Origin of the sequence: Nocardiopsis sp. JB363 (genome assembly GCF_900143625.1) — a bacterium.
Classification (GTDB): domain Bacteria; phylum Actinomycetota; class Actinomycetes; order Streptosporangiales; family Streptosporangiaceae; genus Nocardiopsis.
Window position 1 is genome coordinate 1 of sequence record NZ_FRFF01000133.1, and the last position, 12,156, is coordinate 12,156.

A 12,156-nucleotide genomic window follows, 5' to 3' on the forward strand; every position below is an offset into this window, starting at 1 on the left:
CGTCCGCCACTCCCCCGAAAAGCGAGCCCATGCCCCACGAGAAGCGTCGGCCGCTTCGCGCCCGCATGTTCACCCTGGTGTTGACCCCCAACGCCCCCGGGACTCCCCCACCGGCCACGCCACCGACACCTTCCCCACCGCCGAGGCCCAGGCCTGTCGATCCCACGCAGTCCCCCGCCCGGCACCGCGAGGGCGAACGCACGATCACCACGACCGGAACACGGAAGGATGATGTCGATGTCGGCGAGCACCGCGGCACGAGGCCTGGCCCTGGGCCAGGAGGGTTCGACCACCCGGCCGCACCGGTCGAGGGGCGACCGGGCGGATCGGGTGTGCGGGGCACGGCGCGCACTGTCGGCGCCGCCACCCGGCAGAGGAGGTCGGGGGTGATCCGGCCGCCGTGGCGGGGCCAGGGGTGGTCGGACGAATCGAGTCTGATCCGCCCCTACTCGCTCACCGGGGGGCGTACCCGGCCCACCCGCGCGGACCTGTCGGTGACCACCCAGGTGGTGGCGGTGCCCTCTGTCGAGCCGACCGAGCTGGACGCGGAGTTGGAGATGATCCTGTCGATGTGCGTGCGTCCGGTGCCGGTGGCCGAGGTGGCCGCTCGTTCGGGGTTCGCTCTGGGGGTGCTGCGGGTGTTGTTGTCGGACCTGGCGGACCAGGGACGGTTGATGGTGCACACCAACGACCGGGATCGACTTCGCCCCGACGCGGACACCCTGCGTTCGGTGTTGGCGCGGATCAAGGAACTGTGACTTCCTCATCCCTGCCCTTCAGGGCCGGGATGAGGAAGTGGCCCCGGTTCAGCTGCTTTCAAAGCTTGGAGGAAACACCCTCGTGCGCCTCGACCAGTCGCTGATGGTCGCCGATGCTCATGGGGTTCCTCGGCCCGGGTGAGGCCCACCGCGGTGGACATGGCGGGCGAGTGCACCGCGCAGCACACGCACGAGCACCTGACCGCGCCGGAACGATCAGGGCCTGGATCGTCCCGGCGCGGCGAACGGCGGTGGTCAGATGCCGATCACGACCTTTCCACGTGTGCGCCCGCGCTCACCGTGCGCGTGGGCGTCCGCGATCCGCTCCAGCGGGTAGGCCCGCTCGATCCGTGGGGTGTAGCGGCCTTGTCGGCCGAGTTCCGCCGCCGATGCCAGGAGTGCGGAGTCGTTGACCGCGTTGACGATGTGCGTGCCCAGGCGTTGGGCGTTGGCGTGGTCGGCGATCGTCGATACGCGCGTGGGGGCGCCCGTGATCGCGACGAGGTCGTCCAAGGAGCCGGAGGCCGCGGTATCGAGCACGAAGTCGACCCCGTGCGGAGCGAGTGCGGCCAGGCGCTCGGCGAGGCCGTGGCCGTAGGTGGTGGGAACGGCTCCGAGGTCGGTCAGGAACTCGTGGTTGCGTTCACTGGCCGTCCCGATCACGGTGGCGCCTTGAGCCAGCGCGATCTCGACCGCGGCGCTGCCCACGCCTCCGGCGGCGCCCTCGATGAGGAGGGTGCGTCCGGAGAGGGGGCCGAGCGCGTTCAGCCCGCCCAGCGCGGTCACCGATGCCAGGCCCGCGCCGGCGGATTCCTCGTCGCTCCACGTGGTGGGCGCGTGGGCCCAGGCGGAGAGTACGGCCAGTTCCGCTGTCGCCCCGGTGACACCGCCCAGGCCGAAGACACGGTCGCCGACCGCTGCCCCTTGGACGCCTTCGCCGACCTCGTCGATCACTCCGGCGGCGTCGCGTCCGGGGATGGCGGGCAGTTCTACGGGCAGCAGCCCCTGTAGCGCGCCGGCACGCGCCTTCCAATCGATGGGATTGACGCCGGCCGCCGCGACGCGAATACGGATCTCTCCGGGCCCGGGGTGCGGGTCCGGGGCCTGCTCGATCACCAGGTTCTCCACACCGCCGTACTCATGGAAGCGAGCTGCGCGCATGATGTGCTGTCCTACCTTTCCAGGATGCACCGAAATCCGGTGTTTGTTCGACGCCCGTTACTCTAAAACCTGACGTTGACGTCAGGTGCAAATCGAAACCGTCGGACGAGGGGAAGACCCGTGCGCATTGGTCTGGTCGCCGAGAAGACGGGCGTGAGCGTGAGAGCGCTGCGCTACTACGAAGAGCAGGACCTGTTGACCTCTGAGCGCAGCTCCGGTGGCCAGCGGCACTACCCGGACACCGCCGTGGGCCGGGTGCGGCTCATCCAACAGCTCTACGCCGCGGGCCTGTCGAGCAAAATGATCCGCGAGGTGCTGCCGTGCGTGGACACGGGTGTGGCGACACCGGTCATGGTGGACCGGCTGACCGGCGAACGCTCGCGCATCGACCAGCAGATCACGGACCTGCTCGCCGTGCGCGACCGTCTCGACCAGGTCATCGGCGCCGTGAGGGATTCGACCTCTGACCACGCCCAAGCGCGGTGACCGCGCCACCCGCGAGGGTTCCTCACCGGAGGTGGGACTCACCGTCCGGCCATCCGTGGGTGGAAATCCCCGCCGATTCCGGCGAGGAGGGCTGAAGAGCGTGTTCGACGCGCTCCAGCAGATCGCTGACCGGACCCGCGGTGAACAGGCCTCCGGCCGCGCCTGCCTGTTCACCGCGGGCCGGTGTCAGGGCGGTGTGGGCGCGACGCAGCGCGGGCCGGTGGTCGAGGGTCAGGGCGGCGTGGGCGATGAGTGCCCAGTGGGCCTCCATGAGCAGACCGGGGCCGGGGTCCTCGAAGCGGTCCAGGGCCAGGGCGGCCTCCTCGGCCCGGTCCTGGGCGAGTAGCCGTGCGGGAAGCGCCCAGGGTGCGTGCGGGCCCCACTCGGTGCCCGGTTCCTGCGACCAGGGCAGTCCGTGGCGTGACCGTAGGCACGCCAGGGCCAAGGCCAGAAGGCCTTCCTCCAGGCCGGGCATGCCCGCCGAAGCGGTGTGCTCGGCGGCGGCCCGGTAGGCGTCGGCCACCCGTTCGGGGTCCTGGCCCTGAAGGTCCAGGCGCAGTGCCCGGTACCAGGTGGTGAAGACCTCCACCAGGGGGCGTTCGTGGCGGCGGGCCAGGGACTCGACCGTCCCCACGTGGTGGTCGGCCCGCTCGACGTCCCCCAGCGCCGCACCCGTCTGCACCCCGATCAGGTGCCCCAGGATCTCGAAGGAGACGGCCCCTTGGCGGGCGGCCACCCGGACCAGTTCGTCGCCGATCCGCCCTCGCTCGGTGGCCAGCCCGGTGCGGTGGAAGGTCTGCATCCACCGGCCGTTGAGCGTGAACGCCAGCAGTGCCGGGTCGCCCGACTCGCGGGCCAGTTCTTCGGCTTCCAAGGCGGCCCGGCGTGGGCGTGGGGAGCGTGCTCCGCGCGATTCCAGGGCGATGGTGGTCAGTAGTCGGGCGCGTACCGCCCGGTGTGCGTCGTGGCCCAGGCCGGTCAGGGTCTGTTCGGCGGCGGCCACTACGCGCGTGGCCTGGTCGGGGTCGTCGGAGCGGGTCCAGTTGGCGGGTACGTCGAAGGCGCCGATCACTCGGGCGGTGAGTTCGGGGTCGCCCAGTTCTCGGGCGGCGTCGATGGCCTCCACGCGACGTTCTCGTGCGCCGACGAGTCCTTCGGGGCCGGTCAGGGCCAGGGTGCGCAGTAGGCCCACGGTGGATTCCAGGCGGGCTCGTGGTCCGGGGCCGGCCCGGTAGGCGCGGGCGGTGCTGTGCCAGAGCCGTTCGACGACGTCGGTGGGGCGTTCGGGTTCGTCCAGGTGGTCGGCTTGGTGGAGGATGTCGTGTTCGAGGCGGCGTAGGGCCCTGCTCGGGTCCAGGCCCAGGTCGTGGGCGAGCAGGGTGCGGGCGCGGCGCAGTACCTGGAGTGCCTCGCCTTGGCGGCCGGCCCGGTACAGGGCGGTGGCCAGGAGTTGCCAGGCCTGTTCACGCCAGGGGTGGTCGGCCACGTGGGCGTCCAGGTCGGCGATGGCCCGGTCGGTGTCGTGGGTGTCCAGGCGGGCTCGGGCCAGGGTTTCCACGGCGCCGAGTCGTAGTTCGCTCAGGCGGGCGCGTTCGGCCCGGGCCCAGGTGGTGTGGGCGACGTCGGTGTAGGCGGGTCCGCGCCACAGTCCCAGGGCTTGTTCCAGGGTGTGCGCCGTGCGGGCCGGGTCGGTGTCCGATCGCGCTTCGGTGAGGGCGTGTTCGAACTCGTGGGCGTCCACACGGTGGGTGCGTAGTGCGTATCCGGGGCCTTGGGTGATGAGCAGGCTCGGTGGGGTGCGGGGGGCGCGGTCGGGTTCCAGGGCTCGGCGCAGGGCCGCGACGAAGGTGCGCAGCGCCCCTACGGCGTCGGCGGGCGGGTCTTCCTCTTCCCACAGGTCGTCGACGAGTACTTCGACCGGGACGACGCGGCCGTGGGCGATCAGCAGTCGGGCCAGGACCTGGCGGTGGCGTGGCCCCTTGAGCGGCAGGGTGTGGCCGTTGCCGTCCCAGGCCCGCACGGGTCCCAGCACCCCCAGTCGCACCGTCACCGGTCCCACCCCCGTCTCCCCCGGCCTGTTCGAACAGGGATCACGGTACCGCGTGCTCATCGGTTGCTCATCGGGGCCCGACAGGCTGGTCACGTCCGCTTCTTCACCTGTTGTGAGAGGAACTTTCGCATGTCGAGTGTCATGACCGGTTTCGAACACCATCGCGTCCCGGTGGCCGAGGACGTGTCGTTGAACGTGGCCGTGGGCGGGTCCGGGCCCGCCGTGGTGCTGTTGCACGGTTTCCCGCAGACCCATCTGATGTGGCGGCACGTGGCCGCGGAGTTGGCCGAGGAGCACACCGTCATCTGCCCGGACCTGCGCGGGTACGGGGCCAGCGACCGCCCCGCCGAGAGTGGGCCCCACACCTATTCCAACCGCACCATGGCCGCCGATGTGGTGGCCTTGGCCCGGGCTCTGGGGCATGAGCGTTTCGCGTTGGCCGGACACGACCGGGGTGCCCTGGTGGGGATCCGTGCCGGGTTGGACCACCCCGAGAACGTCACCCATCTGGCCGTGCTGGACGTGCTGCCCGTTCCGGAGATGTGGGAGGCGTTGCAGGGGGTTCAGGGGGCGGTGGGCTTCCACCTGTATCTGATGGCGCAGCCGCCCGGGTTGGCCGAGGCGATGATCGAGGCCGCCCCGGAGGTGTTCTTCGGGTACTTCCTGGACCTGTGGGCGAACTCGCCCGAGGCGATCCCCGAGCCGGTCCGCCGCACCTACCTGGAGGCGTGCGCGGGCGCGGTGCCCTCGATCGTGGCCGACTACCGTGCCTCGGCCGGTATCGACCTGGAGCACGACCTGGCCGATCGCGCCGCCGGCAACCGGCTGAGCATGCCGGTGACGGTGTTGCAGCAGGACTGGGGCGCCGCGCTGGGGTACGACGCCGCCGCCCTGTGGGGCCGCTGGGCCAAGGACCTGCGCCACGACACGGTGGGATGTGGGCACTTCATGGCGGAGGAGGATCCGGCCCTGGTCGTCGAGGAGCTCCGCGCCCTGCTTGGGCGCTGACCTTCTGCCGGCCTCGCGATGGGCACCCCTTACTCGTGGTCGCGGCGCACCCCGCGCCGGTCCAGTGGCACGATCATCGGGGTGTTGGTCTCGGGGTCGGCGATGATGCGTACCGGCAGCCCGAACACCTTCTCCACCAGGTCGGCGGTGACCACGGTGGCCGGGTCGCCCTCGGCCACGATCGCGCCGTCCTGCATGACGATCAGGTGGGTGGCGTAGCGGCAGGCGTGGTTGAGGTCGTGCAGGACCGCCACCAGGGTGTGGCCCTGGTCGGTGTGCAGGTCCGCGCACAGGTCCAGCATGTCCATCTGGTGGGCGATGTCGAGGTAGGTGGTGGGCTCGTCCAACAGCAGCAGCGGGGTCTGTTGGGCCAGCACCATCGCCAACCACACCCTTTGGCGTTGACCGCCGGAGAGTTCGTCCACCGACCGATCGGCCAGCGCGCTCACCCCCGTGGACTCCATCGCCTGGGCCACCACCGCCTCGTCCTGGGCCGACCATTGGCGCAGGAAGCTCTGGTGGGGGAACCGCCCGCGGGCCACCAGGTCGGCCACGCCGATGCCGTCCGGGGCGATGGAGGTCTGGGGCAACAGCCCCAACCGGCGGGCCACCTCCTTGGCCGGGTAGGAGCCGATGACCTGACCGTCCAGCAGCACGTTGCCCTCGGACGGTTTCAGGGTGCGGGAGAGGGCGCGCAGCAGCGTCGACTTGCCGCAGGCGTTGGGGCCCACGATGACGGTGAAGGAGTTGTCGGGGATGGTGACGGCCAACTCGCGCGAGATGACCCGCTGGTCGTAGGCGAGGGTCAGGTCATGGCCGGTCAGGCGGGTCTGGTCGTTCATCGTCGCTCTCTTCGAGGTACGCGGGACGTCTGAAGGGTTCGGGGCGAGGGCGTGGGGTCAGGCGTGGCCGCTGCGCCACTCGGTGTACAGCAACCAGATCAGGTAGCTGCCGCCGATGACGGCGGTGACCACGCCCACCGGCAACTGGGTGGGCGCCAGGGCGCGCATGGCCACCAGGTCGGCGATCACCAGCAGGGTGGCGCCCATGAGCGCGGACCCGATCAACGTGGTGCCGCCGGTGCGCATCAGGCGCCTGGCCAGTTGGGGTGCGGCCAAGGCCACGAACCCGACGGGGCCGGCCACCGCGATGGCCGCACCGGTCATCGCGCTGGCCGCGGCCAGCGCGATGATCTGGGTGGAGCGGATGTTCACGCCCAACCCTCGGGCGGCGTCATCGCCCAGTTCCATGTACCGCAGACGCTGACCCATGATGAACAGCACCGGCGCCAACGCGGCGAAGCCGATCCATACCGCGAGGACCTCGCCCCACCCGCGTCCGTTCAGGCTGCCGATCATCCAGATCTGCGCGCCCAGGGCGTCGGTGAGTTCGGCGCGGGTCAGCAGGTAGTCGCGTACCGAGGCCAGCATCGCCGACACACCGATACCGATCAGTACCAGCCGGTATCCCTGTACACCGTTCTTCATCGCCAGCAGGTAGACCACGGCGGCGGTGATCAGGCCACCGGCGATGGCGCCCAGGGAGACCACCAGGCGGCCCGCGCCCAGGATGAGGATGGCGAAGACCGCGCCGGTGGCGGCGCCGGAGGTGAACCCGATGATGTCGGGGCTGCCCAGGGCGTTGCGCGACAGGCTCTGGAACACGGCGCCGGCGATGCCCAGGGCCGCGCCCACACCGATCGCGGTCAGGGCGCGCGGCAGGCGCACCCCTTGGACGAAGAACACGTCCAGTCGTTCGCCGTAACCCATCAGCGCGCCGGGGACCGCCGACAGGGGGATCTCGTAGTCGCCGACCGTGACCGAGACGACCAGGGTCACCACGCTCACCACGGCCAGGACCAGGCACAGGATCAGGGTGCGCGGGCGCAGCAGGAAGGAGAGGCGTTCGCCCTTGCTGCGCCAGGCCAGGGTGCCGCGCGGGCGTGGGCGCGGGTGGGTGTGGTCGTCGGTGCGTGGTGGGGCCAGGGTCTTGTTCACAGTTGGGCCATCTTTCTACTGCGGACCAGGGCGATGAACAGGGGTGCGCCCACGAAGGCGGTGATGATGCCGACTTCCAGCTCGGAGCCGGGCAGGATGACGCGTCCCACGGTGTCGGCGGCGGTGAGCAGGATCGCGCCCAGGACGGCGGAGTAGGGCAGCATCCAGCGTTGGTCGGGGCCGGTGATGACCCGGGCGGCGTGCGGGATGATCAGGCCGACGAACCAGATGGGTCCGGCGGCGGCGGTGGCGGCCCCGCACAGCAGGATGACGGCCACGGCCGTTCCGGCGCGGATCAGGGGGATGCGGGCGCCCAGGGTGGCGGCCAGGTCGTCGCCCAGGGCGATCGCGTTCAGGGAGGGGCCCAGGGCCAGGGTGAGCACGATGCCCACGGCCAGGAAGGGGGCGACCTGCCAGAACAGGTCCAGGTCGCGTCCGGTGAGGGAGCCCACCTGCCAGAAGCGGATGCGGTCGAAGACGAAGTCGTTGAGGACGATGACCCCGTAGATCAGCCCTTGGAGGACGGCGGCCAGGGCGGTTCCGGCCAGGGCCAGGCGGACCGGGGTGGCGCTGGCGCGTCCGCGTGAGCCCAGGGCGTAGACGGCGATCGAGGCCACGGCGGCGCCGACGAAGGCGGGCCAGACCAGGCCCGCGCCGCTGAGGCCGAACAGGAACACGGCGATGACCACGGCGGCCGCGGCACCGGAGTTGATGCCCAGGATGCCGGGTTCGGCCAGGGGGTTGCGGGTCAGTGCCTGCATGAGGGCGCCGGCCATGCCCAGGGCGGCGCCCACGAACACGCCGATGATGGTGCGGGGTACGCGCAGGGTGCGGATGACGTCGTGGTCGTAGCCGCCGTTGTAGGCGGTCAGGGCGGCCCAGACGTCGGCGGCGGGGATGGATTTGGCTCCCACGGTGACGCTGAGCAGGGCGCAGACGGCCAGCGCCGCCAGGGCGACGACGAGACCGATGGGGCGGATCACGCGTCGGGTGAGGGTGGGGCGCGTTGGTGTGGGCGCGCGCAGGGCCACGGCTTCCCCGTTCTGGTGCGGGTTCGGATGGTGATTGTGGGGGGTGGTGGCGCCGGCGGTGCCGACGACGCATCGTACGGCACCAGGGAAACCCTGACGAACCCCCCTGGGACAGGTTAGCCTTACCTACGTCATTTTCGCACGGAAGGGTCCCCCAACGATGCCTCGCACACGTTTCTTGCTCACCCTTGTCTGCCTGCCCCTGGCCGGGGCGCTCGCACTGACCGGGTGCGGGCCCGGCTCGAACGAGACCGGTTCCCAGGACTCGGCGGGCGGGGACACCCGGACCGTGGAGGGGGCCAACGGCGCGGTGGAGGTCCCGGCCGAGCCCGAGCGCGTGGCCGTGCTGTGGCGCCCCACCCTGGCCGCGGTGACCGGGCTCGGGCACGAGGTGGTGGGCACCATGGGCACCCCCGGTTCGGACGACCAGGGGTTGGCGCCGTTCCTGCCCGCCGACGTCGACGGTGGGGCGTTGACGCTGGTCACCAACTCCCCCGTGGAGGACGACGTCAACATCGAGGAACTGGCCACCGCCGAACCGGACCTGATCATCGGCGTGGACACCCAGATGGGCGCCCAGACCGAGATGCTGGACTCCTTGGAGGCGATCGCCCCCACCGTGCTGTTGGAGTGGGAGGGCACCGGTTCCTGGCGCGGGCACCTGGAGGAGGTCGCCGAGGTCCTGAACGCTCAGGAGGCGGCCGAGGAGGCGTTGGGCGCCTACGACGCCGCCATCGAGCAGGCGCGCACCCGGATCGAGGAGGCGGGTGTGGAGCCGGCCGAGACCGAGGTGTCGCTGGTGCGGTTGCAGGACGAGAACGAGATCCGGCTGGAGACCCCCGCGTCCTTCCCCGGACAGGTCGTCGACGACCTGGGTTTGGCCCGCCCGGACTCGCAGTTGGAGGCCGAGGGCGAGAGCGACTTCATCTCGCTCAGCTACGAGAACCTGGAGCAGGGTGATGGCGACGTCGTGTTCGCCCTGGCCGGATCCGGTTTCCCCGGTGCCCCGGACACGTTCACCGATGGGGTGTGGTCGAACCTGAACGCGGTGGAAGAGGAGCGCATCTACCGGGTGGACCACGACTTTTGGGGTGCGGCCAACCACCACGGCGCCCACCGCGTCATCGAGGACGTCACCGCGGCCCTGACCGGTGAGATGGACCCGGCGGTGTAGGCCTGTTCGTCGACCGCTGAGGATCCACCGCTGAACCTTGTGGCGCTCCCTGCTCGATCCTTGTGTCAGGTGCGGCGGGCGGCCCAGACCGTGCGTTCGGTGCGTACCGTCAGGTCATCGCGGCGCAGCACGCTGCCCGGACCGTTGGTGTCGAGGAGCCGGTCGAGCGCGGTGAGGTCCTCGGAGGAGATTCTGTCGGCGATGACACCGCGGATGCGTTGCAGGACGCCGAGGGCGTAGCAGCCGATCGCCTCGTTGCGGTCGTCTTCGATGTCGACGGCGATGGTGCGTTCGCCTTCTACGGTGAAACCGACGTCGGTCAGCATCGGCCCCCAGTCGGCACCGCGGCCGGGCATGTGTTCCTTTTGGAGACGGTCGGCCGCGGAATGGACGCGCTCTTCGAGGCCGGGCCGGTCCCTCGGCGCGTTCTCGGGCAGAAAGCGAGGGTGGCCGGCCAGTTCCACGACGGCGAACAGGGCGCCGGGAGCGAGCGCCTCGTGGACGTTGCGCAGCGCGCGGTCGGGTCGGGCCATGTGGTGCATCGAGGCCGACGCCCACACCAGGTCGGGTGTGCCGAGGTCGGGCCAGGCGGTTTCGTCGAGGTCGGCCTGTACCGTGCGCACGCGGTCCTGGACGCCGAGGGCACACGCCTTGGTGCGCAGGCGCTGAAGGTGTTCGATGGAGGCGTCGACGGCGGTGACGTGCGCGTCGGGGAAGCGGTCCAGGAGGGCGAAGGTGCCCGTACCGGTACCGCAGCCCAGATCCACGAGATGGTGGGGGGCGGTCTTCAGCGGCAGCCAGGCGGTGATGGAGGCGGTGTGCTCGGCGAGGACCTCTGCGTCCAGGTCCAGGATTTCCGCCTGGACCTCGGTGTCGGTTCCGGGCGTGTGGTGGGTGTGTGTTTGGTGAGGTGCGTGGGTGTGTGCGTGGTTCATGCCTGGCACCTTAGGAGGGCTTTGCGTTCGAAGCCCATCTTCTTGCTGTTTGCGCAAAAAGGTGGGTGGGCGTACTGCTCGACACGCAAGAGCCCGCCGCTGCGCGAGACCGTGGGCTCGGCCCTCACCCGGGGGCGCCCTGGTCGCCGTCGCGCTGGTGGCCGCGGCGGGCGTCGCGGTCGAAGATGCCCAGGATCTCGCAGGGCCCGCCTTCGACGCCGATCGCGTGCGGCATCATCGTGGGGAACTCGGCCGCCTGGTTGGTCTCGGGGTTTGAGCAGTAACCGAACGGCCGGTCGCGTTAAGCGGAAGAACCCCGACCGAGAGATCCGGGCCGGGCGAATGCGGTGTCCGTTCGCAGTCGACCTGCTCACTCCGAAGTCGACCTGGATGGACGCCAATACAGCGCCCCTACCGCGAAGACCACGGCGAGGCACGTGAGCACCCCGAGGGCCCAGATACTGGTCTGCTCATCCGAGCGGAACAGCGATGGGATAAGCAGGATCAACCCGGAAGCCGATATGGCCATCCCCAGCAGGCTGATCACGAACATCCACGTCTTTTTCATCATGATGACCTCAAAAGCAGCCGGCGACGGCGGTGATCGACCCTGTTCCGACAGCAGCGTAGGCGCCGATGCAGGCGACACATACCGCCCTACCCACTCCGGGCACCGGACACGAACCCCCACGGGCACTGACGAGGAGAGCTGAGAAGGCGCCGCTTACGCCGAGAACCGTCGCGACGCAGGCGGCAGTGGCTCCCCATGGGCGTGCGGGTCAGGTGAAGACGTCCCAGCCCATGCGTACCAGCAGCGCCAGCACCACCACGAGCAGAACGATCCGAATGAACCCGGCGCCCCGTCGCAATGCCATGCGGGCGCCGACCTGCGCGCCGATGATGGTGCACACCGCCAAGCCCAGACCCAGCAGCCAGTCGATGTGCCCGCCCAGGCCGAAGACCACCAGGGCACCGATGTTGGTGCACACGTTGATGATCTTGGCCGCGGCCGAGGCGTGCAGGAAGTCCATGCCCAGCACCGCGGTGAAGGCGATGATGAGGAAGACACCGGTGCCCGGGCCGATGAGCCCGTCGTAGAAGCTCACCCCCACCCCGGCCAGGGCCAGGACGGCCAGGATCCGGTTGCGGGTGCGCAGTGATGGGTCGGAGGTGGTGCCCATGGTGGGTCGAAAGACCACCAGCAGGGCCACCCCGGCCAGGACGACCATGATGACGGGCTTGAGGACGTCGGCGGTCAGGGCGGTGGCCAGTCCCGCGCCCAGCCCTGAGCCGATCAGGGCCAGGGCGCCGGTGGGCACGATGACGCGGTGGTCGAGTTTGACCTTGCGCGAGTAGGCCACGGCGGCGGAGACGGTACCGAAGACCGCGCCGAGCTTGTTGGTTCCCAGCAGGGTGGCCAGGGGTGTGGTGGGGGCGGCGACCATGAGGGCGGGCAGCAGGAGGAGACCTCCTCCCCCGACCACAGCGTCGACCCATCCGGCGGCGACGGCGGCCATCAACAACAGGCCGAGGATCTCGGGGTCCATCAGCGGACC

Annotated in this window: 11 protein-coding genes and 1 pseudogene; 4 read left to right on the forward strand and 8 right to left on the reverse strand. The window is 70.5% G+C overall.

The genetic code is table 11. From position 1 onward, the window contains the following. Nucleotides 1-386: 386 nt before the first annotated feature. The gene (locus BQ8420_RS32860; RefSeq protein ID WP_235006381.1) at nucleotides 387-758 is read left to right on the forward strand and encodes a DUF742 domain-containing protein; all 372 of its coding nucleotides are present in this window, start codon (nucleotides 387-389) and stop codon (nucleotides 756-758) included. 255 nt (nucleotides 759-1,013) lie between these two features. Here the strand turns inward: BQ8420_RS32860 and BQ8420_RS19990 are convergent, their stop codons facing one another. Next, the gene (locus BQ8420_RS19990; RefSeq protein WP_087100676.1) at nucleotides 1,014-1,919 is read right to left on the reverse strand and encodes an NADP-dependent oxidoreductase; all 906 of its coding nucleotides are present in this window, start codon (nucleotides 1,917-1,919) and stop codon (nucleotides 1,014-1,016) included. 120 nt (nucleotides 1,920-2,039) lie between these two features. Here BQ8420_RS19990 and BQ8420_RS19995 point away from each other — a divergent pair, with 120 nt between their 5' ends. Further along, a complete protein-coding gene (locus BQ8420_RS19995; protein WP_087100677.1) occupies nucleotides 2,040-2,405 on the forward strand; it encodes a MerR family transcriptional regulator in 366 nt (121 codons plus the stop codon). A gap of 22 nt (nucleotides 2,406-2,427) precedes the next feature. Here the strand turns inward: BQ8420_RS19995 and BQ8420_RS20000 are convergent, their stop codons facing one another. Continuing rightward, entirely contained in the window at nucleotides 2,428-4,455 is a 2,028-nt protein-coding gene (locus BQ8420_RS20000) for an AfsR/SARP family transcriptional regulator (RefSeq protein ID WP_200816011.1), read from the reverse strand. Nucleotides 4,456-4,584: 129 nt separating this feature from the next. Between BQ8420_RS20000 and BQ8420_RS20005 the strand changes: the two genes are divergently transcribed. Then, a complete protein-coding gene (locus BQ8420_RS20005; protein WP_087100679.1) occupies nucleotides 4,585-5,463 on the forward strand; it encodes an alpha/beta fold hydrolase in 879 nt (292 codons plus the stop codon). Between the two features lie 29 nt (nucleotides 5,464-5,492). On the opposite strand, the gene BQ8420_RS20010 is transcribed toward BQ8420_RS20005, so the two are convergent. The 3 genes from BQ8420_RS20010 to BQ8420_RS20020 are packed head-to-tail and all read right to left on the reverse strand — an operon-like array spanning nucleotide 5,493 to nucleotide 8,491. Continuing rightward, nucleotides 5,493-6,305 carry an ABC transporter ATP-binding protein gene (locus BQ8420_RS20010; protein ID WP_087100680.1) on the reverse strand — a complete coding sequence of 271 codons (813 nt, stop codon included), beginning with the start codon at nucleotides 6,303-6,305 and terminating at the stop codon, nucleotides 5,493-5,495. A gap of 57 nt (nucleotides 6,306-6,362) precedes the next feature. Next, entirely contained in the window at nucleotides 6,363-7,460 is a 1,098-nt protein-coding gene (locus BQ8420_RS20015) for an iron chelate uptake ABC transporter family permease subunit (protein WP_087100681.1), read from the reverse strand. Then, a complete protein-coding gene (locus tag BQ8420_RS20020) occupies nucleotides 7,457-8,491 on the reverse strand; it encodes an iron ABC transporter permease (protein WP_087100682.1) in 1,035 nt (344 codons plus the stop codon). The genes BQ8420_RS20015 and BQ8420_RS20020 overlap by 4 nt, the downstream gene beginning before the upstream one ends. A gap of 160 nt (nucleotides 8,492-8,651) precedes the next feature. Between BQ8420_RS20020 and BQ8420_RS20025 the strand changes: the two genes are divergently transcribed. Beyond that, nucleotides 8,652-9,665: an iron-siderophore ABC transporter substrate-binding protein gene (locus BQ8420_RS20025; protein ID WP_087100683.1), complete on the forward strand. Its 1,014-nt coding sequence runs from the start codon at nucleotides 8,652-8,654 to the stop codon at nucleotides 9,663-9,665. A gap of 65 nt (nucleotides 9,666-9,730) precedes the next feature. Here the strand turns inward: BQ8420_RS20025 and BQ8420_RS20030 are convergent, their stop codons facing one another. From BQ8420_RS20030 to BQ8420_RS20045, 3 genes and pseudogenes are all read right to left on the reverse strand, one after another. Then, nucleotides 9,731-10,600, reverse strand: a complete 870-nt coding sequence (locus BQ8420_RS20030; RefSeq protein ID WP_087100684.1) for a trans-aconitate 2-methyltransferase — start codon at nucleotides 10,598-10,600, stop codon at nucleotides 9,731-9,733. Nucleotides 10,601-10,724: 124 nt separating this feature from the next. Then, a pseudogene (locus tag BQ8420_RS20035) lies at nucleotides 10,725-10,868 on the reverse strand (XRE family transcriptional regulator); the annotation flags it as partial. A 511-nt stretch (nucleotides 10,869-11,379) separates the two neighbouring features. Then, nucleotides 11,380-12,147 (reverse strand): TSUP family transporter, encoded by a 768-nt coding sequence (locus BQ8420_RS20045; protein ID WP_087100685.1) that lies wholly within the window; start codon nucleotides 12,145-12,147, stop codon nucleotides 11,380-11,382. Between the last annotated feature and the right edge of the window lie 9 nt (nucleotides 12,148-12,156).